Here is a 21,530-nt window from a genome sequence, read left to right as displayed (position 1 = left end):
TGCAATGGTCAATGTTTATTTGACCTACTCAATGATAAAGAGCGTTTGATTTTTTCCCAACAACGCCGCATACGATGGTTAAGCCTGAACGATACCCTCGCATCGCTCAGGTCCATTTCAAGCCGATTAAAGCCACGCTTCGCGGGCATTCCCGTCGGCAGTCCCCGTTTTTTCAGCGAACCAATGACACGAAGACTATGAGTGCGATTTTTTGCATCAACAAAATCGACTTTTGTATGAGTATAAATTTCTGGTGCTTTTAAGATGAAGTTTTCAGCATCGGCTAAAGACATATCCGCTGAAATCGACTGTGGCACATCTTTCAGTGCGTGATAACTGGCCAATTGTTCATCTTGTTGTGTCGGGGTCAATTGACCCTGCAGATAAGGAATAATGCCATCACGCACCAAATCATCGCAGCGCCGTGTAGCAGCAAGCGTCCAAGCAGCAATAGTGGGATAATCAGACAAAGCCACTTTATATTGTTTGATGATCGCGCCCGCATCAATTTTAGACACAAGCAAATGCGCGGTCATTCCACCAAAATTATCGGCATCATCATTCAGCACTAATGCATGGGAAGGAGCTGGCCCCCGATACGCTGGCAGCAGGGCTGGATGTATGTTGATGATCGGTATTGTCAAACCATTCAAAAAAGCGGCTGGAAAAATAACTGAGGATCCCGCAACTAAAATCATATCAGGTTGCTGAGAATGCGACAGCGCCTCTTGCAAGCATTTTTCGCCGCGCGCGCTAATATCAATTATTTTGCAGTTGTTGTTTTTGGCATGCAAAACGAATGAATATTTATTTCTTCGTTTTTTTGAACTGAATGCCAGCCGAAGGCGCGATTTACTAGAAAAATCATCCGCCTTTACGCTCCAAATACACGGCACATGAAAACCATTTGCGAGGAGCGCTTCATAGGCACTTTGGCCAAGATAGTCAGATTCACAAACCAATGCGCATGAGAAGTCATGTTTTGGAGAGCAACTAATGGTCAGATTTTATGCCTTTTATTTGCGTCTAAACGTACTACTTTGGTTTTGAGTGACCATCCATGATGAGCACCCAAATCCAGCGTTTGTTCATTTCAGCTAAGTCGGCACCGGAGGGCCAACTCAAGCACTTTATTGGCCATTAACAAGTGAACTGGGACCCGATGCCACAGGATCGACGCTCTTTACAAGCGCCGTGATACCTTCAAGTTTTTCGCGCTTTGTTAAAGTTGGCTTTTGGTATGTTTTCTTAGTCATTTTATTCCCCTGTAATATATTTAATATTTTACTCAAAGAAATGAGTCAAACTTTGCACATAGCGCCCATTAAAGCGCTGACAGTATTTGCTGAATACTATGTCTGATATTTCTATAAGTTATTGTTATATTTAACTTCTATATAGCAACATGACATAACACATCACATGCTTGAAACGGCCAGATGATTTCTAATCATCGCCTTGGTTTTGAGTGACCATCCATGATGAGCACCCAAATCCAGCGTTTGTTCATTTCAGCTAAGTCGGCACCGGAGGGCCAACTCAAGCATTTTAACTAACTGAAACGAGACCCGATGCCACAGGAGCGACGTTCTTTACAATCGCCGTGATATCTTCAAGTTTTTCGCGCTTTGTTAAAGTTGGCTTTTGGTATGTCTTCTTAGTCATTTTATTCCCCTGTAATATATTTTATATTTTATATTTTATATTTTACTCAAAGAAATGAGTCAAACTTTGCACATAGCGCTCATTAAAGTGCTGACAGTATTTGCTGAATACTATGTCTGATATTTATGTAAGTTATTGTTATATTTAATTTCTATATAGCAACATGACATAACACATCACATGCTTGAAACGGCCAGATGATTTCTAATCATCGCCTTGGATTTGGGTGACCATCCATGATGAGCACCCAAATCCAGCGTTTGTTCATTTCAGCTAAGTCGGCACCGGAAGGGCCAACTCAAAGAGTTTGTTATAAAGCAAATTTACCCGATGCCACAGGACCGACGACTTTCTCTGAAAGCGCCGTGATATCTTCAAGTTTTTCGCGCTTTGTTAAAGTTGGCTTTTGGTATGTTTTCTTAGTCATTTTATCCTCCAATTATCTAATGACCTTAGATGGCTTGTATAAATACAAAAATCCTAATAAAGAGTCAAACTTATACATAGCCCTCATTAAAGGGTTGACAGTATTTGCTGAACACTATGTCTGATATTTATGTAAGTTATTATTATAATTATTTACGTACTTGGATCAGCAAGATGATTGCGCAGCATTTCTCCATATGTTTGCATCATTTTGTTGACGTACTCTTCGTGATTATCCACTTCCAAAACATTCTTAGCCACATGAGAATTATAACGCGCGGCCGCAAAGAGAAATGCCATTTGCAAGTCTGTCGCCTGTACTTTTTGATTTTGGCGATTAGCCACATCGATGAAACCATCTGCCAGTTTCAAAAAGGCCGCCGTATCAAGCTTGCCCTCGGCTCGCGCTGCACGCCGTTCTTCGCGATTACCTTCTTCTTTGCTCATGATCAATTCACCTTTTTAGCATTGGGCACAAACAGCGTTTGACCCGATATTTCATAAGCCCCGATGAGAGCCTGCCCACGCTTACTGATGAGCCAGTTTTTCAATTTCTCAGATATCTCGGCTTTCACATGGGGATGCTTATCAGTGTTCAGCGTCAAAAGCGCATATTGGTTGAACAAGCGCTTATCACCAGCATTTAAAAGCACAAGCTCCCCCTTGTTTTTAAAGTTTAGCCAAGAAGCGCGGTCAGCGAGGATATAACCATTCAAACCGCTGGCAATATTCAAGGCCGCGCCCATGCCGGCCCCAACTTGCCCATACCATTCGCTATCCAATGTTGATGTATCAAAACCCGCTTCCTTCCAAAGGGAAACTTCGCGTTTATGCGTACCACTATCATCGCCCCGTGACACAAACGGCGCTTGTATTCTGGCGATCGCTTTTAAAGCTGCCAGCGCATCTAGTGCTTCGGCCACTTTTGCATGGTCGTATTTTGGGCCAACAAAGACGAAATCATTATACATGATCTCGGTGCGGGCTGTGCCGAAACCATCTTCGATAAATTTGTCTTCCGCTTTTTTAGAGTGCACCAGCACCGCATCCACATCGCCTTGACGACCCAGCTTCAATGCCTGTCCCGTGCCAACGACTAAAAGCTGGACATCAATGCCGGTGTCTTTTTTGATTTCAGGCAAAAGAACGTCAGACAAACCAGAATTATGAAATGATGTGGTGACCGCAAGGCGCATTGTGTCTGCCTGTGCCAATGATGCGGACACGGCAACTATCAATCCGATTAGACATTGAATTATTATACGCACTACACAATCTCTCCGTTGATAAATCGCACAGCCTCGTCACTGCCGGGCGTATTCCAAAATGTTTTTGCCTCAGTTAATTCGAGTAGTCGACCCTTGTGCAGAAAAATAATTCTTTTAGCCAAGCGCCTCGCCTGCCCCATGTGATGAGTGGTCATCATAATTTCGATCCCGCTTTCCGCAGCATCAAGTATCAAGGCCTCAATATCACGCGTTGCACTGGCATCAAGGCTGGCCGTTGGCTCATCTAAAATGAGCAATTCTGGGTTCGTTATCAATGCACGAGCAATGGCGAGCTTTTGCGCTTCTCCACCTGAAAGATATGTCGCGCGGGTTTGTGCTGAGTCCTTCAAGCCAACCTTTTCAATCATCGCATGGGCTTGTTCACGAGCACTGGCTTTTGCTGTGCCACTGACAATTAATGGATAGGCCACATTATCGAGCGCCGAACGGCGCAACATGATCGGCTTTTGAAAAACAAAACACTGCTTGGCATGCACTTGTTTCAAGTCTGATAGCGCAAAAGATACATTTCCCTGTCTTGCGCGCTCCAAACCATGTATGAGGCGCAATAAGGTGGTCTTACCAGCCCCATTTGGTCCGATAATGATGGTCGGTCCACCAGCCCCGATCGCGGCTTTAACGGGGCCAAGTATGGTCTTGCCTTTTTTCGAGACAACAGCTTCATTCAACTGGATGGGGAAAAGAGTCACCACGTGCCCTCCCGTTCCGTGCGCGAAATAGAATGAATGAGAAGGTTCAATAAAATCGCAATCAAAATAAGAACAAGACCAAGGGCAAGGGCTAAGGCAAAGTCACCCTTGCCTGTTTCAAGCGCAATGGCTGTGGTTAAGACGCGGGTCACATGATCTATATTACCGCCCACGATCATAATGGCGCCCACCTCACCAATCGCGCGACCAAAACCTGCCAAAACAGCCGTCAATAAGGCACGGCGTGCGTCCCACAAAAGCGTCATCATCCGCTGCCAGCGCGAGGCACCGATAGAGATTAGCAGGTCATGATAAATCGACCATAAATCACGAATTGATTGATGGGTAATCGAGATTAAAATCGGCAAAATAATGATAATCTGTGCAATCACCATAGCCGTCGGCGTGAACAAAAGATCAAGCACACCAAATGGTCCAGCACGCGATAATAAGATATAAACAATCAAACCAACGACAACGGGCGGCAAGCCCATCAGCGCATTGATGAAGGCAATGACATAACGGCGATACCGAAACCGCCTGATGGCGAGCCATGCACCAACCGGCAGACCAATGAGTGAGGCAATTACCACAGCTGTAATGGTCACCTTGAGCGAACGCAGAACGATTTCCATCAAGTCGGCATCAAAGGTAATAAGCAGCCAAAAAGCCTGACTGAGGGCTGCTAAAATATCAGCCATAAGCGCCAACCATTTTTAAATGCTTATACAGGTGATTCACAACATCATCTCAAACACAAACGCCATCATTATTACTGTTTCTTGAGTGTCTTAGCGAAAGCAAGAATGGCATTTACATCTTCAAGCTCAAGGATTATTGGCACAGTTGTAGGCGTGTCGCCAGAATAATCATACCCCTTAAAACGTATAATAGCTGGATGGGGGCGTCGTGTGTGGAAGGTTTCAAATCTGATTTCCCAATCAGATAATTCATTCACCATCAACTGGAAAGACGGGGTTGATGATATGCCCCCATTGGGATTGATATCACCCACAACATGACAACGCGTGCAATGCTGAGCAGCTATCTTTTTACCCTTGTCCAAAAGAGCATCAGCCAATACGGGAGGTGATACAACCATACCAGCAAGGATTGTAAAAATTGCATATTTCTTTACTAGAATCGCCATCTATCCTCCCCTATAGCTGACCAAATGCCATGCTAACGGGAATTCAAAACGGGTCAACTGTCTAGATCAGATTGTTGTCCCGCACATGGCTTGGTTTGATCTGTAAATCCAACCTTTTAAAGCTCTACTCGCTTGATAAAGCCCTTAATCATTTTTGATATTTTGTTATTTCCTATCGGTTGAGCAAGGCTTTCCAGTGCATCATCTGCAATGTTTTCAGAAAATGACTTTCCCTTTCGCAATTCAATCAGATCACGCATAAAGTCAGCATCGAACTCAGGGTGTGGTTGGAAGCTGATGGCTTTTTTACCGTAGAGAAGCCCTGCATTTTGACAAAATTCAGATGATGCGATCACTTCTGCATCTCTGGGTTTTTCCACCACTTGGTCTTGATGCACAGCGTTTAGTTTTAGCGTCTTGGTGTTATCTCCCAGTTCTTCCAACGACATAGAATAGTTATGTACGCCAAGCCCCCAGCCACCGTCATATTTCTCTACTCGCCCCCCGAGAGCTTGAGCCAAAATCTGATGCCCAAAACAAATACCCACTTGCGGAATTTCTTTTGCATAGGCCGCACGAATGAAGTTTTCCAATGGCGAAATATAAGCATGATCTTCATAGGCCCCATGCGCGGAGCCGGTTACAACATAGGCGTCACACTCATCAATCTTTTCGGGGAACACACCATCGACCACGAAATAATCAACAAAGGTAAAAGCATCATCAGCAAGAAAACGTTTAAAAAAATCACCATATTCGCCGTGCTTGCCGGTGATTTCTTTACGCACATGGCCACAAATTAAAAGACCGATCTTATGCAACGCTCTATCCTTTGAATTGAATTATCTTAATTCTATCAGATATCAGATTCTAAGGATGACCAACACTCAATCTTCGTTGAGTTTTGCTTTTGTTGATTTGTTTGGTTAGATGATAACACCTAAAAACGAGTCTAACTCATCGGCCCCTTTTCGAATGGACAATGCACCTTTTCCTTCACTGACTTTAACACTCGATGCGCTTTCATGTCGTCGCGGTGATCGTTTGTTATTTTCTACTTTATCGCTTGCCGTCCAAAGCGGCGATATGATTGAGATTAAAGGGCCAAACGGTGTTGGAAAATCAAGCTTACTGCGTATTTTAAGCGGTTTGCTACCTGCTGAGAGTGGCACTATCACCTTACAAGAGGGCGAGGAAGCATCTCCCTCCCTAAATGAGTATGCCCATTATCTTGGACATCAAAATAGCCTTAAATCTGCCTTCAGCGTTGCTGATAATCTTGGGTTTTGGCGTGATTTTTCATATGCGCCAGGCCTACCCCCCCAAGACGCGTTGAACCGGTTGGAATTATCCCATCTTATTCATTTGCCCTGCGGTGTTTTATCGGCAGGCCAAAGGCGGCGTGTTGCTTTTGCGCGCTTGCTCGTAGCAAAGCGCCCCATATGGCTGCTTGATGAGCCCACAGCCGCCCTTGATAGCGCAGCTGATGCGCTGGTGGGTGCGCTTATCAGCGATCATGTGAAAGCTGGAGGCATTGTGATGGCGGCAACCCACCTGCCTTTGATGCTCGACATCCCTGCATCTTCCCATCATGTGCTAGAACTATCAGATTACCTACCTAAATACGCCTTTGTGGGAGACGCCTTGTGAGCCCGCTCCTCATCCTCTTCTCTTTTGAGGCCCGCCTTGCCATACGCTCTGGTGGTGGGGCGCTTATGGGGATTATTTTCTTCTTATCGATTGTAACAGTGATCCCTTTTGCGGTTGGACCAGACTTACAACTTCTTGCTCGTATCGGTCCTGCCGTTTTATGGATCGGAGCACTCCTTGCCACACTTTTGGGACTGGAACGTCTTTTCAAGACTGATCAGGAGGACGGTGCACTTGATTTGTTGCGCATGAGCGATCATCCGCTTGAAGTGATTGTCTTTGTTAAATGCCTCGCGCACTGGGCAGTCACCGGCCTGCCGCTCGTCTTTGCAGCTCCCTTGTTCGGGCTTTTATTAAACATGGATGCCAAGACGATTATGGCGACTGGTGGTATGTTGTTCATCGGCACACCAGCGCTTACTTTTTTGGGTGCGATTGGTGCGGGACTGACTGTTGGACTTCGACGTGGTGGGCTTTTGCTTCCCATCCTCATTTTGCCGCTGACAATACCCGTTATCATCTTTGGTGTGGCCGCAAGCTATGCAGTGAATGACCCGCTCGCCGCCTTTAAAACCCCGTTTATTTTTCTCGCAGCCATTTCTCTTTTTGCCTTGGTAATAGGCCCCATTGCCGCGGCTTGGGCAATTAGATTGTCGGATGATTAGAATGCTGTGTTCTAATGCAGTGCCTTTGATGGCATTTGTTCATATGTAATATCGATGAGAGTATCCGTGGATATTGGGATCAGAAGAAAACCTGCAGCTTTAAGAGTGAAGGCAAACTCTCCAGCAGCGAAGGCAATCTCATCGTATTTCTTCGGGCAACTCAAAGTTTTAAGACAAAAATCAACAGCTTCATCATTGCCATGCTGAAAGCCAGAAATAAGTCCCAATACCAAACATTCATCGCGACATAGCTCTTCACAGGCGGGCTGCAATGTCTTGAGAGGGCATGTTGCGCAAACACCCAATGTTTTGATGAAGATGATCAAAGCATGCATACATGCTTTTGCGCTTTCTTTTTGCACCTTGGTCGCGAATAGATTCCATGCCTTATTCCAAAGATCAGCATCTTGAGTCGCAATACCTAAAGACCAATACCTATACCCCTTTAAGACTAGCGTTTCAGGCATTTTGCCAAGATATTTGGATGCAGAGCTATGGGTCATAAAATCTCACAGAGTTGAATTTATAAGGTTCGAAATGCTCAAAGAAAAATACAGCAAGTGTTTAGTTTGCAGTCTTTCTCACACAACAACCGACGCGAAAAATTGAAACCTGAAAAGCAGCTCACTCTCGTCGGCATCTAAGCTTCGATACCTTTGTTAAATTGAGAAGCTAATAAACATGAGTAAATTAGTCAAGATTAAAGATATTCTAAAACAATAGATTAGAAGAATCATAAACTGCATGTATGTTTAGACGTCGATTGGATATTTAGTAGCTCTCGCTAGATATGTAAGACTATTGGATGGCCTTGAAGTCACAGGGTCAATGAACTGGTCAAGCTGCTGGTACGACCTCAAGAGTTTGGAGTCGTTTTAGCTAATTTCCAACCACGTTTTTCCCTCAACAAGTCCCGGTCGTTCCTTGTGTTTATCGACTATATGAGATAGTTGCCGTTTATGGTGAGACTCTTAAAGAGTTGATTTAAAAAAAGACGGCGACGGTAACATGAATGAACAACGTCCACCCCTTCCCCCTTTCACGGCTGAAACAGCAGCACTTAAAGCGCGCAAGGCTGAAGACGCTTGGAACCATCAAGATCCCGTCAAAGTGTCTCTCGCCTATACTGAAGACAGCTGGTGGCGCAACCGCTCTCAGTTTATTCATGGGCGCGCTGCAATTGTCGATTTCTTGAGCGGCAAATGGGAACGGGAATTAGAATATCGGTTGATCAAGGAAGTCTGGGCCTTCCATGGCAACCAAATCGCGGCGCGGTTTCAATATGAATATCATAACGCCGATGGTGATTGGTTCCGCGCCCACGGTAACGAGCAATGGCGCTTTGATGAAAATGGTCTGATGATGCGCCGTGAGGCCAGTATCAATGATGTGGCCATCAAAGAATCCGAGCGCAAATTCATATGGCCCAAAGGCCCACGCCCTGATGATTATCCGGGCTTGAGTGAACTGGGATTATAAAACAGCTGGATATTTAGAATAACCCACTACCGTCAAAACTATTACGCTCTACAATTTATTAGCTGTCGAACATGTTCAACCGCAACAAGAAACCATTAGAATCACTTTTGAGTAATTTTGACTAAAAGACCTAGAACAATAGCAATAAGAATAATCATCAATCCTTGATCGATTGCTTCACCTGTTGTCTGTGACCCTAAGTATCTTTTAGAAATGGCAATCCGAGTTTCTTGAGTATCAGATATAGTCGCAATAATGAATCCTGTAGCGAACTTTAAAATACCAACAACTAAGATTGCCCAAGCAGCAAATTTACCCAGTTTGACGAAAAACAAATTTCACCTCCGTTATAATAAAAGCATATTAAACAATATGAGGTCTATCAACCCTCTCACCGGTCCTTCAAAATATCCTCAAGCGCGGATTCTTCCTCAGTACTCAAGGCTTCCCCTGCCATTTGCGGTCGGCGGCGTTGCCAGATTATGAGGGAGGCGATGCCGATGAATAAGAGGACGAAGGGGGACAGCCACAAAACAATTGTATGCGCCCCTAAGCGTGGTTTAAGCAGGACGTATTCGCCGTAGCGTGCCACGATATAATCAATCACAGCCACATCACTATCACCTGCAACCAATCGCTCACGCACAAGCACGCGCAGGTCTTTAGCGAGCTCCGCGTCGGAATCATCGATGGATTGATTTTGGCAAACCAGACAGCGAAGATTGACTGATAGAGCCCGCGCCCGCGCCTCTAATGCCGGATCAGACAGCACTTCATCGGGATTAACAGCCAAGGCGGGAAGCACGTTGAAACAAAGAAAAATCAAGGCGACAAATACTCTCATGCTTTACTCCGCCGGCTGCATGGCGGCTGATTTTAGCGCCCGTTTTTGCGGCACGCCAATGCGCAAACGACGATCCGCCAAAGACAGGCCGCCACCAATGAACATGATGATCGTACCGTACCAAATCAGCGTCACATAAGGCTTCCAATACGCCCGCACGACCGCTGTTCCGTCCTGCTTCACATCGCCTAGCGACATATAGAGCTGAGAGAAGCCATAGGTTTTGATGTCGGATTCTGTGGTCGGAAACTGGCGCGCCGGATAAACCCGTTTTGCTGGCGCCATTTCGTCGATCAAACGACCGCCCTTGCGCACCTCAAAGATCGCAACATCTTGCACATAGTTGGCAAATTTCTCAGGTCGAATTTCTTTGAAATGCATGGTATAGCCTGCCGTTTCAATCGTCTCGCCGGGCTTCATTTCCTTGAATTCTTCAGTGCCATAGGCGGTTACAGCGACAATGCCGAGCACCATCACGCCCATGCCTCCATGGCCTAAGGCCGACCCATAATTAGAGCGCGGCAAATGGCGAAGACGACGCAGAGTTTCACCGAAGCTGACCTGAAACGCTTTAGAGCGCCATAGAATTTCGGAGATTGCCCCCACAAGCATCCACATGCCAAGTCCAACGCCAAGAGGTGCGAGAACAGGTCCATCAGCAGACACAACATAGACGATGAATGTCGCGACAATGGCCAGACCAAGGGCTGTCAAAAGGCGCTGGCTTACACCGATAATATCGCCGCGCTTCCACGCCAAAAAAGGACCATAAGGCATGGCCAGAAGTAGCGGAATGCACAGTGGCACCATGGTGAGATTGAAGAACGGAGGCCCGACCGATATTTTCTCACCACTCACCGCTTCATAGGCCAGCGGATAAAGCGTGCCGATAAGCACAGTTGCCGTTGCTGCTGACAAGAACAGATTGTTCAACACCAAGCCGCCTTCGCGACTGATCGGTGCAAAAATACCACTTTGGGTGAGCGACGAGGAGCGCCATGCGAAAAGAGCAAAGGAGCCGCCAATGAAGAACATCAAAATAGCAAGAATGGCGATGCCGCGTGTTGGATCAGTTGCAAAGGAGTGGACCGAGGTCAACAGGCCAGAACGCACAATAAAGGTACCAAGCAAGCTTAGCGAGAAAGTCATAATTGCCAAAAGGACGGTCCAAACCCGCAGCGCATTGCGTTTTTCAACAACGATAGCCGAATGCAGCAGTGCCGTTCCGGCAAGCCAAGGCATGAAGCTCGCGTTTTCGACCGGATCCCAGAACCACCAGCCGCCCCAACCAAGCTCATAATAAGCCCAGTAAGATCCCATCGAGATGCCTATGGTCAAAAACATCCATGCAATCAATGCCCAAGGCCGCACCCAACGCGCCCATGCGCTATCAAGCCGCCCCTCGATAAGGGCGGCCACAGCAAAAGCAAAGGTGATCGAGAAACCGACATAGCCGAGATACAACAGCGGAGGATGAATGGCGAGACCAATATCCTGCAACAGTGGGTTCAAGTCCTGCCCCTCAAGTGGCACAGGACTAAGTCGCCAAAATGGGTTTGATGTGACAATCAAAAACAACAGAAAAGCCACCGATATCCAAGCCTGAACACCCAGCACATTTGCCTTAAGGCGCAAGGGTAAATTGCGACCAAAAACACCAACCATCGCGCCAAACACCACAAGGATCAAAACCCACAAAAGCATAGAGCCTTCATGGTTTCCCCATGTGCCAGAGATTTTATAGATCAGCGGCTTGGCTGTGTGAGAATTTTCCCAAACATTGCGCACAGAGAAATCGGAGACAATGTAAGCATGTACTAAAATGGCAAATGAGATGCCCACCAGCAGGAACTGCATGACAGACAGCGGGCTTGCCGTTTCCATCAATTGCTGATTACCACGATACGCCCCCCAAACCGGCACGATGGATTGTACCATCGCTAAAACCAGTGCGAGAATGAGGGCATAATGTCCAAGTTCAGCAATCATCTGTTATTCCTGTCCTTACTCTAATTCGTTGAAGGCAATGCTTCGCCCGGCTTCCAGACCCCTTGTGCTTTCAGCGCGTCGGCAACCTCTTTAGGCACATAATTCTCGTCATGTTTAGCAAGCACATTGTCGGCGACAAAAACGCCAGAATTATTACGCGAACCTTCAAGCACAACCCCTTGGCCCTCACGGAAGAGGTCCGGCAAAATACCGACATAGGTAATGCTAAGGTCATTACCACCGTCGGTCACTGTGAAAGTATGGCTCGTACCTTCTTTCTCCCATGTCTCTTCTTTAACTAGTCCACCGACACGGACCCGCGTTCCAGGGTCAAGACCTTCGGTCGCAATATCAGTCGGGGTTTTGAACAAGGTGATTTGATCGCTCAAGCCAAAAAGAACAAGCCCAACGGCAACACTCAAAACAGCACCTACAACGCCGATTAGAACAAGCCGTATTTTCTTTCTGGTTTTTTGCATATCTTATTGCCTCACCTACAAATCATTTTGTTGAGCAATCTCATCGAGCTTTGAAATTGATTGTGCATTATCTTTAAAGGTCTCACGCGCTTTTTTGAGCGCGGACGCGGCGTCATTTTTTCTCTCTAATACAATATAGGAGCGAATGAGCTGAAGCCAACCACTCAAATTGTTTGGATCACTCTCAAGGCGTGCCGCAAGTCCATCCACCATGGATGCTATTAACTCATTTCGATCTTCCTCATTAAAATTGCTGATCTCCTCAACATCTTCAGCTGTGGGGCCTTTTGTCTCATCACTTGTAGTTTCTTCTGCAACGGCCTCGGCTTTTAATGATGCAAGCGTTTGTTGTGCCACCTCGAGCCAAGGTGGGTTTTGTTGACCAAATCGGTCAATTAAAATTTCCCAAGCAGAAATCGCTTCGCTGCGTTTTTGGTCTTGTGACAACGCAATAGCCTCAAAGAAAAACCCGGTAGCATCGCGTGGTTCATTGATCTGTGCTTGACGGAAAAGAGTGAGCGCTTCATCGCCCACAATACCCTGCTCTTTTTGGGTTAAGACTTGACCCAAGCCGTTTTGCATCACTCCCGTTATGCTCTTGTCATCTGCGCCAATAGACAAGGCTTTGCGGAAGGCTTCTTCGGCTTTATCAAGCTTGCCTTGACGCTGATAAACTGGCGCTATTGTTTGCCATCCGCGCACATCATCGGGGTTATTCGCAAGATGGGCTTCGACCTGTGCCACCAATGTTTTAATGTCTGGCACGCTTGGATTGCCTGCCTCAGCTTCGGGACCACTGGCACCAGAAGTCGCCTGCACAGTGGGTTGATTACCCCCTCCAGATAAGGAATAAAAACCAACGGTTGCAAGTGGGATCAATAAAATCATCAACCACGGATAAATCTCACGCCTGCCAGCCTTTATCGTATTTGGTGAAGGCGGTGTTTCCCGGTCAAGGGCGAGCAAGCGCCTGCCCAATTCAGCGCGTGCACTTGCTTCTTCATCTTCATTGATAAGGCCTCGATCGCGGTCGCGTTTGATTTCTTCAAGCTGATCAATCAAGATCAACCGAGTGCCCTCGTTTGCCTCGGCATTTAAATGTTCATCATTTTGTTTGCGAACCATAGGCCACAAAGCAGAGGCGATGGCTGCAAGTGTCAATAAACCTGCCAATACCCAGAAAAACAGTGGCGCGTTTTCCAGTTCCAAAAGTCAACCTCAATCAATAAGCGTTTATTCTTAATCCTAGGAATATCTATAGGAAACATCATTCAACGCCAATGGCACAACACATTAATTTTCATCAATTGATATGAATTTTAGCGTGAACAGGCTGTTAGTTTTTTTCTTAATTCGAATTTTTGAATCTTGCCCGTCGCCGTTTTGGGCAACTCTTGAAAATAAACGGACTTCGGGCATTTGAACCCCGCTAGATACTCGCGACAAAAAGCAATGATCTCGGCTTCACTCACCGTCTCGCCAGGCTTTAATTCCAAAAAGGCTGCTGGTGTCTCACCCCATTTTTCATCTGGTTTAGCAACCACGGCTGCAAGCATTACTTTCGGGTGTCGCGCAAGTGTCGCTTCTACTTCGACGGAGGAAATATTCTCCCCCCCCGAGATAATAATATCCTTCAACCGATCTTTTATTTGAATATATTTTGTCGGATGGATGACGGCCAAGTCACCCGAATGGAAGTATCCATCTTTGAATGCTTCATCGGTTGCTTCGGGATTTTTATAATAACCTTTCATGACGCAATTACCACGCATAGCAATTTCACCAATTGTCTCGCCGTCGTGTGGTACAGGCTCTCCCGTTTCAGGATCAAGTACCGTTATCGGTTCCATATTTTGCACCGCCACCCCTTGGCGCGACTGAATACCCGCGCGCTCTTGTGAGGATAAATCTGCCCACTCATCCTGCCATGCACACTCGGTCACATGGCCATAAGTTTCAGTCAGGCCATAAACATGAGTAACATTGAAACCTATTTTACCGGCAGCCTCCAAAACTACCGCAGGCGGAGGAGCGCCAGCTGTATATACATTGACCTCATGATCAAATGCACGCTTTTCATCGTCTTTTGCATTGATCAAGAATGACAAGACAATTGGTGCACCGCCAAAATGGGTGACTTTGTGTTCAGCGATCAAATCATACATATCTTTGGCAACCACATTACGACAACATATAATGGTGCCAGCCATCGCGGTCATTGTCCAAGCATGCCCCCAACCGTTGCAGTGAAACATCGGTACAATGTACATATAAACGGGGTGTTTTTGCACAGGCCAGCCCATGGCTGTACTTGTCGCAATCATATAAGCACCGCGATGATGATAAACGACGCCTTTGGGGCGACCAGTTGAGCCAGACGTAAAATTCAACGCCATCGATTGCCACTCATCTTCTGGCATTTTCCAATCAAATGCAGGCTCACCACTGTCGAGAAACTCTTCATAGGTCATAGTGCCAAGACGTTCGCCACCTTGCGGCAGGCTTTCAACTTCCTCATCGACAATATCTATGACAAGAATATCATCTCGCCCCGACAGTTTCAGTGCTTCCTTGACGGTGTCTGAAAACTGAGTATCCGTAATGATAACTTTTGCTTCACCGAATTCTAAAATATAGCCGACCGTATCAGCATCTAGCCGCACATTGATGGTGTTCAACACGGCACCAGCCATATTTACCCCGTAGTGCGCTTCAAATATTTCTGGCGTGTTCAGTGCCATAACAGACACCGTGTCACCAATAGCGATGCCATGATTATGTAGTGCAGAGGCAAGGCGAACACAGCGCTCATAGGTTTCACCCCACGTGAAGCGGCGTTTGCCATAAACCACCGACGTACGATGTGGATAAATATCCTTTGTGCGCACAAGAAAAGACAGGGGTGTCAGTGGTTCATAATTGGCTTTTGTTTTGGGAAAAGCCTCATAATCAGCACGGCTCATAAAGGGACTCCATAACGTTCATCGTGTCGGCATAACTTCAACGTCAACGAATGTATCGTCAAGAGATGAAAGAGAGCAAGTTGATTGAAGCTATATGAAAAAATTTAGCTCCAGCTATCAAACCTCAAGAAACTGCCGCGACTTCGCCTTCTTCCATGCCGAACATTCCTAAAAGTTCACGGACACGGCTTTTGTTCACAACAAGGTCTTCAATTGTGTAGCTATCTAGGACCTTAAAAAAGGCTCCCAAAGCTTCGGAGAGTGCGGAATTAAATGCGCAGGAAGACAGAAGCGGACAAGATGTTGCATCTTCTTCAAAACATTCCGCCATAATGAATTTATCCTCAGCAGCACGTATCACTTCACCCAATGTAATATCAGCAGCAGACTTGGCCATGCGGATGCCACCAGATCGCCCTCTCACGGTTTCGATATATCCGCTTTCGACGAGTGGCTGGAGTATCTTGAACAAAAAATACTCAGATACATCATAGACTTTCGCAATTGTTGCAACCTTGCTCAGCCCATCCGCGTTCGCGGCGCAATACATCAAGATACGAACCGCATAATTAGCTTGTTTGGTTAGACGCATTGGACGCTCCGAGTTGATATGAGAAAACAACCGTAGCACTTAGCAGTGTTTGTTCCAAGTCCGCGCACCATACTCACTCAAACACGATCTTTGGCGCACTCTTTGGCGCGTTCACACTGTCGCCTTCCAATGTTTCCCATACCTGTGCCGCAATATCACGATAGATTTCAGCATGGGCCGATGATGGTTCTGACACAACGATTGGCGCTCCAGAATCGGACGTTTCACGAATGCTCATATGAAGCGGCACTTCTCCTAAAAAGGGCACACCAATGCGCTCGGCTTCTCGCTTCGCGCCACCATGACCAAATATGTCTGATCGCTCATTACAAGACGGGCATATGAAATAACTCATATTCTCGATGAGACCGAGAAGGGGTACATCCACTTTGCGGAACATATTCAGACCCTTGCGAGCATCAATCAGCGCCAGATCTTGTGGCGTTGAGACAATAACCGCACCAGAAAGCGGCACCTGCTGCGCCATGGTCAATTGTGCGTCACCGGTTCCCGGTGGCATATCAACAACGAGCACATCCAATTCACCCCAAGCCACTTCTCGTAGCATCTGGGTGAGCGCAGAAATGACCATTGGGCCACGCCATATCATCGGCGTTTCTTCTTCAACGAGGAAACCCATGGACATGACTTTAATGCCAAAATTTTCCATCGGATGTAGCAGACGACCTTCTGCTTCAGGCCGACCTGTGAGGCCCAAAAGGCGTGGCATGGATGGACCGTAGATATCAGCATCCAGCACACCAACCTCATGACCCAAAGCAGAAAGACCTAATGCAAGGTTGATCGAAGTGGTGGATTTACCCACTCCGCCTTTGCCTGAGGCGACCGCAATGATGTGTTTGACGCCGGGAACACCGGCTTTGGCAGCTTCAGCTTGTTGTGATGGAGGAGCGGCCATTGGATTCGATTGGGGATTGGCTTTTGGCTGTGCGGGTGCTGGCGCGCCAGAACCACCTGTTTTTTCAGCGGTCAAAACGGCCGTAACCTTGTTAATCCCATCCACTTCAAGCACGGCGCTTTCAGCGGCTTTGCGCAATGGCTCAAGTTCTTCTGCACGCTCAGCTGGTACAGATATCGAGAACATCACCTTTTCACCGGTAACAAAGATATCAGACACTAAATCCAGTGACATCAAATCACCTTTAAGGTCCGGCCCTTTCACAAGGCTAAGCTGCTTTTTAACCGCGTCTTTTACTGCGTCACTCATACATTCACTTCCCATTGCGTCTTCAACTCTGCAAGCTAGCGGGCTTCAGCGTAAGGTCAAGGGAAAAGAATGATTAGGCCGCTTTAACTTTAGGGGGATTACGCCATGGTTGTTTTTTGAGCCAACCAACAGAATAAGCCACGAAGACCAACGTTATCATACCACCAAAATTCACAACTGTCGTATGCAACCAGCGCCACTGAGAACCAGGAGCTGTGATATGGAACGGATGGTCCACTGGTGGATAGAATGTGTATCCAATGATTTGCGCAAACACCATGGAGAAAAGGAAGATAGCAAGGGATTGCTGGCCAACTTTTTGGATGATCGCAACAATCTTACCCCAAAGGCCATCACCCTTAAGACGCTTACCACCCTCACCTACCGCGACCCATGCTAGATAACCAACAGCAAGGAAGTGCGTATAGCGGAACAGGCCAAAGTCTGTCTTCCAGATAAGCCAGCGAAGAGAGGCACGCCATTCTTTCAACGGTGTTGATTTCAACCATTCATTTAACTCATCGCTCCAAAGGCTACCGTTATAAATGCGAAAATAAGCGAGAGGGAGAGAAGCAATAATGACAACAATAGCGATCGTAATCAGAGTTTTATTCACCGGTGGTTTTGGCAACCATCCACGCATAAAGGCAAAACCACTGAAGAAAATAAGCTGCCAGGCAAAGGGATTAAAAAACCACCAGCGCGGATTTAATTTTGCTTCTACGTCTTCAGGAATTTCGCCTTGGTAGTACCACGCTTGAAAGTTTTCGCTCTTCCAAGGCTCGGCGGAAAAGCGCAGCCAATTAGAACTGGCATCGTAATACCAGTTGTACCAAGCTTCAATATTGGTCCCAAGCCAAAGCAAGAGACAAAAACCCATAGCGGCATAGGGAGAGATTCTAGACAGTGCCATCACCACAGGGATCATCAACAAGATGACCATATACATCGGCATAATGTCGAAATAATTTGGCACATAGGTAAGAGACAACAAGCCCATCAATTGTTGTGAAGTATTGACCTCAAAGAACGGCAAAAGGTTGAGCCGCGCTTTCATGAAATTACCATGACCTCCAACGACATCTATCCATGAGACCCAAACACAAACAACAATGAACATGCCTATATGTGCCCAGTATACCTGCCAGGTACGATAGATGACGCGCGCAGTACCCATGAACCAGTTGTGCCGATCAAAGACGGTTGCAAACGCAATCGCGGAAGCCATGCCTGAGCAAAACACAAATATTTCTGTCGCATCAGAAAAACCAAACCGAGCGGGTATCCACAATGTCCACTGATTCCATGATGTATGTGCAATCAAAATAATGAACATGGCGATGCCACGGAAAAAATCGAGCCGTGGGTCGCGTGGGCGCTTTACTTTACTAAGATCGATTGATTTATGATCATTATTTGCAAGGGTAGCCCCCTTGTCAGTGCCAGCCATCGAACCCGATGTCGGTTGTTCATTCATTACTCAGTCTTCCTGATACTTCCAAGGACAACGCATGCGCATAGATAAGAGTTTACTTATCAATTCTGTGCTGTGGCCAAAGCAATTAAAGGTGTTTTACCCGTATTGCTATCATTTTTTTGTCCAAAATTTTCCGTAAGTGCCGCAGTCATACGATCGCGAGCGTAAGAATCTTCCACGCTACGGCGCCATGTGCGGTCTTCAATCAATGCTTTTGCCTCTTGATAGCGACCTGCTTTAAGGCCTGCATCGATGGTCATGCGTTCAAAATTATCACGTTGCGCATGGCTGCCACCGATTTGCTGCATTAATGGGCGGGCGCTGGCAAGTTGATTGAATGCTGATTTGAAGTCGCCATCATAAAAATCACGGATACCTTTTGCCGCCACAATACCCACAGCACGGTTTACTTCATCTGTGTCGCGCATTCCGTTATCTGCATTGGTTTGCAGAGTAGATATAAGCTTATCCATGGCCTTCACATTATTCATGCTGCCAAGGGCCTGCATATAATGGAGGTCAGCGAAGACAACACAATTATCATCAGCGCGCTTTTCGCAAAGGGCATTCAGTTCTTCCCAGCGATGACCCACATTAACACCGAGTCCCTCAAGCCGTGCCAAGAGGCCCGTTGCATTAGAAATATCACGATAGTCATCGGTGTGGTCTTGGCGAATATCATTATCATAAAGATCGAGGGCTTTTTGATAATTACCCACTTCAAGATAATGAAGAGCCAAATGCCAGAAGAAATGGAGAGAAAAATTGTTGCAATGCGCCCATTGGTTTTCGCGCTTTTCGAGCCAGTCAATGCCCGCTTCAGCTTGCGCCGTCATATCAAATACATGGGCTACAGCATGTAGGCCCCAAGCATCATCCGGTGCCATGAAGACACCTTCTTTACCAAATTTTTCAGCCGCTTTGTAATCACCCGTTTCTTCGAGGGCGAATGCATGGCAGCCATAGATGTAGCCAGTGGCTACATGGCCAGGGCCAAAGCGCTCAATCGCTTTAAGGCTTGAAGCACGCAGACCAAAACGATCCCCGAGCATGAAACGCAAGCCGTAAGAAAGTTTAAATGCCATTGCGTCATGGGGCTCATAATCGCCAATAGCATCAAGAATAATTGCAGCACGTGCCCACTGACCATTATAGGAAAGTTTGGCAGCCGTTAAATAATCCAATTCACGACGAGGCAATGTGCCGCGCTCTTCCATAACTTTTGTTGCTTTGTCGAGAGCGTTTCCAGCACCTTTCATCACCTCACGACGCCCTGCTAAAACCATAAAAATGGTTTTGCACGCCAAACCAAGTACATTGTCAGGATCATGTTTGAACAGATCACCAAGAAAATCTGGTGTGGTAATTCCATGTGACAAGAAAGCATGGCATAGACCATCCCACGCAGCGAGGGCTGCTTCTGGATTGCCACCTGAAATCTCAATTTCACATCCAAATTTATCTTGCATTATTATTCATCCGTTCTTGTCATAAAACTCAATCCTCATCTTTTCCGGATTGATATGGCATGTCGAAGGCACACCCGTTTTGTCTTATCGTCTTTATCGTGTAATCCTCATGAACACTACCTGAACATAGGAGCTCATGTTGAACACAAAAATCTATTCAAAATCACATATTAGTGAGCAATAAATACTCTTTACCAAACAAATCTTGGAAAATCAGAGGTTTTATTGTCGAATTGACGAATTTATATGCGGAAGGTGAAGGAAAATGGCTAACATTGCAGATACAGGAGGAATGGGCGCTCTGCCTTTGGTTCCTAAAAAGCAAAACAGCATCATTATCGTTGGAGTTTTAGGCCTTATTCTTGTTGCTTGGCTTGCGGTTGATCACGGTACGATTAATCGTGGTGGCGCGGTTCTTATTGGTGGATTTGCTGGCTTTGCGCTTTATCATGCTTCATTCGGATTTACTGCGGCATGGCGACGCATTGTCGTGGAGCGGCGGGGCAACGGCCTTAGGGCACAGATGATTTTAATCGGCCTTACGATCTGCATTTCCTTTTTACTGCTCGATTATGGGAAATCTATAAACCTGCCATGGTTTGGCGGAGAAGTCTGGAACCTACGCACGAACGGTTTTGTCAATCCGTGGGGCGTTGGTTCGGCCGTCGGGGCGTTCATGTTTGGCTTTGGTATGATGTTCGGCGGCGGCTGCGCCTCTGGCACTTTGTTCACATCAGGCGGCGGCTCAAGCCGGATGATGGTGACACTCTTCTTCTTCATAATGGGATCAGTCATCGCCACCCATCATCTAAGTTTCTGGCATAGCATGCCCCGTTTTCAAGGATTTTCTTTTGTCAGCGAATTTGGCGCACCAACAGCAATCGCTATTTTCCTCGCAATACTGGGATCGATTTATCTCTTGAGTATCTGGCTTGAGAAGCGCACATGGGGCGAATTGGAAGGCTTTGGAAAAACTGAAAGTTTTCTGACTGGAAAATGGTCAAAGCTTCTGGGTGCGTTAGCGCTCGTGATTGTTTCTCTCGGCACCCTACTCGTCTTACATCGTCCATGGGGCATCACATCCGGCTTTGCCTTTTGGGGCGCGAAGATGTTTTATTCCGTTGGAATTCCTGTTCAAGATTGGCCTGCGTGGAGTGTCAAAACACTAGAGCGCAGCGTTTTTGCCAATGCCACATCCGTGATGAATTTTGGCATAATTTTTGGCGCTATGGTGGCCGCTGGCCTTGCTGGAAAATGGCAGCCTACTCTCAAAATAAAACCGAAGGATCTCGCTACCGCCATACTGGGTGGCCTCTTGATGGGCTATGGCGCGCGGCTTGCCTATGGTTGCAACATTGGCGCTTATCTTGGTGGCCTTGTTTCTGGTTCAATGCATGGTTGGTGGTGGCTGATTTTCGGCTTTGCTGGCAGCGTGCTTGGTATTCGCACTAAGATGCGATTCAATTTGTAAAACAA

23 protein-coding genes and 1 pseudogene are annotated in these 21,530 nt (G+C 46.6%); 5 read left to right on the top strand and 19 right to left on the bottom strand.

Annotation, left to right across the window (positions count from 1 at the left end; translation table 11 throughout):
• Nucleotides 1–8: 8 nt before the first annotated feature.
• The 8 genes from ABJ081_08095 to ABJ081_08060 form a co-directional block, all read right to left on the bottom strand.
• On the bottom strand, nucleotides 9–896 hold the full coding sequence (locus tag ABJ081_08095) for a formyltransferase family protein (protein MEP6356628.1): 888 nt from the start codon (nucleotides 894–896) through the stop codon (nucleotides 9–11).
• A 234-nt stretch (nucleotides 897–1,130) separates the two neighbouring features.
• Nucleotides 1,131–1,256, bottom strand: a complete 126-nt coding sequence (locus ABJ081_08090; protein ID MEP6356627.1) for a hypothetical protein — start codon at nucleotides 1,254–1,256, stop codon at nucleotides 1,131–1,133.
• A 988-nt stretch (nucleotides 1,257–2,244) separates the two neighbouring features.
• Nucleotides 2,245–2,538, bottom strand: a complete 294-nt coding sequence (locus ABJ081_08085) for a DUF3144 domain-containing protein (GenBank protein MEP6356626.1) — start codon at nucleotides 2,536–2,538, stop codon at nucleotides 2,245–2,247.
• A gap of 2 nt (nucleotides 2,539–2,540) precedes the next feature.
• A complete protein-coding gene (locus ABJ081_08080; protein MEP6356625.1) occupies nucleotides 2,541–3,317 on the bottom strand; it encodes a substrate-binding domain-containing protein in 777 nt (258 codons plus the stop codon).
• 41 nt (nucleotides 3,318–3,358) lie between these two features.
• The gene (locus ABJ081_08075; GenBank protein MEP6356624.1) at nucleotides 3,359–4,072 is read right to left on the bottom strand and encodes an ATP-binding cassette domain-containing protein; all 714 of its coding nucleotides are present in this window, start codon (nucleotides 4,070–4,072) and stop codon (nucleotides 3,359–3,361) included.
• Nucleotides 4,066–4,770 (bottom strand): ABC transporter permease, encoded by a 705-nt coding sequence (locus ABJ081_08070; protein ID MEP6356623.1) that lies wholly within the window; start codon nucleotides 4,768–4,770, stop codon nucleotides 4,066–4,068. The genes ABJ081_08075 and ABJ081_08070 overlap by 7 nt, the downstream gene beginning before the upstream one ends.
• Nucleotides 4,771–4,841: 71 nt before the next feature.
• A complete protein-coding gene (locus tag ABJ081_08065) occupies nucleotides 4,842–5,219 on the bottom strand; it encodes a hypothetical protein (GenBank protein ID MEP6356622.1) in 378 nt (125 codons plus the stop codon).
• 116 nt (nucleotides 5,220–5,335) lie between these two features.
• On the bottom strand, nucleotides 5,336–6,040 hold the full coding sequence (locus tag ABJ081_08060; GenBank protein MEP6356621.1) for a type 1 glutamine amidotransferase: 705 nt from the start codon (nucleotides 6,038–6,040) through the stop codon (nucleotides 5,336–5,338).
• A 154-nt stretch (nucleotides 6,041–6,194) separates the two neighbouring features.
• Between ABJ081_08060 and ccmA the strand changes: the two genes are divergently transcribed.
• On the top strand, nucleotides 6,195–6,869 hold the full coding sequence (gene ccmA / locus ABJ081_08055; protein ID MEP6356620.1) for a heme ABC exporter ATP-binding protein CcmA: 675 nt from the start codon (nucleotides 6,195–6,197) through the stop codon (nucleotides 6,867–6,869).
• Complete coding sequence (ccmB, locus tag ABJ081_08050) at nucleotides 6,866–7,534, top strand: heme exporter protein CcmB (protein MEP6356619.1); 669 nt, start codon at nucleotides 6,866–6,868, stop codon at nucleotides 7,532–7,534. The genes ccmA and ccmB overlap by 4 nt, the downstream gene beginning before the upstream one ends.
• An 11-nt stretch (nucleotides 7,535–7,545) precedes the next feature.
• On the opposite strand, the gene ABJ081_08045 is transcribed toward ccmB, so the two are convergent.
• Entirely contained in the window at nucleotides 7,546–8,037 is a 492-nt protein-coding gene (locus ABJ081_08045) for a hypothetical protein (protein ID MEP6356618.1), read from the bottom strand.
• A 440-nt stretch (nucleotides 8,038–8,477) separates the two neighbouring features.
• Between ABJ081_08045 and ABJ081_08040 the strand changes: the two are divergent.
• Both ABJ081_08040 and ABJ081_08035 read left to right on the top strand, forming a co-directional pair.
• A pseudogene (locus tag ABJ081_08040) lies at nucleotides 8,478–8,522 on the top strand (hypothetical protein).
• 20 nt (nucleotides 8,523–8,542) lie between these two features.
• Nucleotides 8,543–9,013, top strand: coding sequence for a nuclear transport factor 2 family protein (locus ABJ081_08035; protein ID MEP6356617.1), 471 nt, complete (start codon nucleotides 8,543–8,545; stop codon nucleotides 9,011–9,013).
• 101 nt (nucleotides 9,014–9,114) lie between these two features.
• Here the strand turns inward: ABJ081_08035 and ABJ081_08030 are convergent, their stop codons facing one another.
• From ABJ081_08030 to ABJ081_07985, 10 genes are all read right to left on the bottom strand, one after another.
• On the bottom strand, nucleotides 9,115–9,348 hold the full coding sequence (locus tag ABJ081_08030) for a hypothetical protein (GenBank protein ID MEP6356616.1): 234 nt from the start codon (nucleotides 9,346–9,348) through the stop codon (nucleotides 9,115–9,117).
• A gap of 56 nt (nucleotides 9,349–9,404) precedes the next feature.
• Nucleotides 9,405–9,857, bottom strand: a complete 453-nt coding sequence (locus ABJ081_08025) for a cytochrome c-type biogenesis protein (GenBank protein MEP6356615.1) — start codon at nucleotides 9,855–9,857, stop codon at nucleotides 9,405–9,407.
• A gap of 3 nt (nucleotides 9,858–9,860) precedes the next feature.
• Nucleotides 9,861–11,846 carry a heme lyase CcmF/NrfE family subunit gene (locus tag ABJ081_08020; GenBank protein ID MEP6356614.1) on the bottom strand — a complete coding sequence of 662 codons (1,986 nt, stop codon included), beginning with the start codon at nucleotides 11,844–11,846 and terminating at the stop codon, nucleotides 9,861–9,863.
• 20 nt (nucleotides 11,847–11,866) lie between these two features.
• Nucleotides 11,867–12,325 carry a cytochrome c maturation protein CcmE gene (ccmE, locus tag ABJ081_08015; GenBank protein MEP6356613.1) on the bottom strand — a complete coding sequence of 153 codons (459 nt, stop codon included), beginning with the start codon at nucleotides 12,323–12,325 and terminating at the stop codon, nucleotides 11,867–11,869.
• A 15-nt stretch (nucleotides 12,326–12,340) separates the two neighbouring features.
• Complete coding sequence (gene ccmI / locus ABJ081_08010) at nucleotides 12,341–13,534, bottom strand: c-type cytochrome biogenesis protein CcmI (protein ID MEP6356612.1); 1,194 nt, start codon at nucleotides 13,532–13,534, stop codon at nucleotides 12,341–12,343.
• A 110-nt stretch (nucleotides 13,535–13,644) separates the two neighbouring features.
• The gene (locus ABJ081_08005) at nucleotides 13,645–15,288 is read right to left on the bottom strand and encodes an acyl-CoA synthetase (GenBank protein ID MEP6356611.1); all 1,644 of its coding nucleotides are present in this window, start codon (nucleotides 15,286–15,288) and stop codon (nucleotides 13,645–13,647) included.
• 124 nt (nucleotides 15,289–15,412) lie between these two features.
• Nucleotides 15,413–15,880, bottom strand: a complete 468-nt coding sequence (rirA, locus tag ABJ081_08000) for an iron-responsive transcriptional regulator RirA (GenBank protein MEP6356610.1) — start codon at nucleotides 15,878–15,880, stop codon at nucleotides 15,413–15,415.
• Nucleotides 15,881–15,953: 73 nt separating this feature from the next.
• The gene (locus ABJ081_07995) at nucleotides 15,954–17,108 is read right to left on the bottom strand and encodes a P-loop NTPase (protein ID MEP6356609.1); all 1,155 of its coding nucleotides are present in this window, start codon (nucleotides 17,106–17,108) and stop codon (nucleotides 15,954–15,956) included.
• A gap of 73 nt (nucleotides 17,109–17,181) precedes the next feature.
• Nucleotides 17,182–18,585 (bottom strand): OpgC domain-containing protein, encoded by a 1,404-nt coding sequence (locus ABJ081_07990; GenBank protein MEP6356608.1) that lies wholly within the window; start codon nucleotides 18,583–18,585, stop codon nucleotides 17,182–17,184.
• A 59-nt stretch (nucleotides 18,586–18,644) separates the two neighbouring features.
• Nucleotides 18,645–20,054, bottom strand: coding sequence for a tetratricopeptide repeat protein (locus ABJ081_07985; GenBank protein ID MEP6356607.1), 1,410 nt, complete (start codon nucleotides 20,052–20,054; stop codon nucleotides 18,645–18,647).
• A 265-nt stretch (nucleotides 20,055–20,319) separates the two neighbouring features.
• Here ABJ081_07985 and ABJ081_07980 point away from each other — a divergent pair, with 265 nt between their 5' ends.
• A complete protein-coding gene (locus tag ABJ081_07980) occupies nucleotides 20,320–21,525 on the top strand; it encodes a YeeE/YedE family protein (GenBank protein ID MEP6356606.1) in 1,206 nt (401 codons plus the stop codon).
• Nucleotides 21,526–21,530: the final 5 nt, after the last annotated feature.

It is taken from the genome of Hyphomicrobiales bacterium, assembly GCA_039989895.1.
Classification (GTDB): domain Bacteria; phylum Pseudomonadota; class Alphaproteobacteria; order Rhizobiales; family JACESI01; genus JACESI01.
Note: the sequence above shows the minus strand (reverse complement) of the source record. Positions and strands in the feature narration are given on the sequence as shown.

Coding starts and splice junctions, on each gene's coding strand:
- ABJ081_08070 (MEP6356623.1), bottom strand. CDS start 4,770: ATGGCTGATATTTTAGCAGCCCTCAGTCAGGCTTTTTGGCTGCTTATT.
- ABJ081_08005 (MEP6356611.1), bottom strand. CDS start 15,288: ATGAGCCGTGCTGATTATGAGGCTTTTCCCAAAACAAAAGCCAATTAT.
- ABJ081_08035 (MEP6356617.1), top strand. CDS start 8,543: ATGAATGAACAACGTCCACCCCTTCCCCCTTTCACGGCTGAAACAGCA.
- ABJ081_08045 (MEP6356618.1), bottom strand. CDS start 8,037: ATGACCCATAGCTCTGCATCCAAATATCTTGGCAAAATGCCTGAAACG.
- ABJ081_08020 (MEP6356614.1), bottom strand. CDS start 11,846: ATGATTGCTGAACTTGGACATTATGCCCTCATTCTCGCACTGGTTTTA.
- ccmE (MEP6356613.1), bottom strand. CDS start 12,325: ATGCAAAAAACCAGAAAGAAAATACGGCTTGTTCTAATCGGCGTTGTA.
- ABJ081_07980 (MEP6356606.1), top strand. CDS start 20,320: ATGGCTAACATTGCAGATACAGGAGGAATGGGCGCTCTGCCTTTGGTT.
- rirA (MEP6356610.1), bottom strand. CDS start 15,880: ATGCGTCTAACCAAACAAGCTAATTATGCGGTTCGTATCTTGATGTAT.
- ABJ081_07995 (MEP6356609.1), bottom strand. CDS start 17,108: ATGAGTGACGCAGTAAAAGACGCGGTTAAAAAGCAGCTTAGCCTTGTG.
- ABJ081_08085 (MEP6356626.1), bottom strand. CDS start 2,538: ATGAGCAAAGAAGAAGGTAATCGCGAAGAACGGCGTGCAGCGCGAGCC.
- ABJ081_07990 (MEP6356608.1), bottom strand. CDS start 18,585: ATGAATGAACAACCGACATCGGGTTCGATGGCTGGCACTGACAAGGGG.
- ABJ081_07985 (MEP6356607.1), bottom strand. CDS start 20,054: ATGCAAGATAAATTTGGATGTGAAATTGAGATTTCAGGTGGCAATCCA.
- ccmA (MEP6356620.1), top strand. CDS start 6,195: ATGGACAATGCACCTTTTCCTTCACTGACTTTAACACTCGATGCGCTT.
- ABJ081_08065 (MEP6356622.1), bottom strand. CDS start 5,219: ATGGCGATTCTAGTAAAGAAATATGCAATTTTTACAATCCTTGCTGGT.
- ABJ081_08090 (MEP6356627.1), bottom strand. CDS start 1,256: ATGACTAAGAAAACATACCAAAAGCCAACTTTAACAAAGCGCGAAAAA.
- ABJ081_08025 (MEP6356615.1), bottom strand. CDS start 9,857: ATGAGAGTATTTGTCGCCTTGATTTTTCTTTGTTTCAACGTGCTTCCC.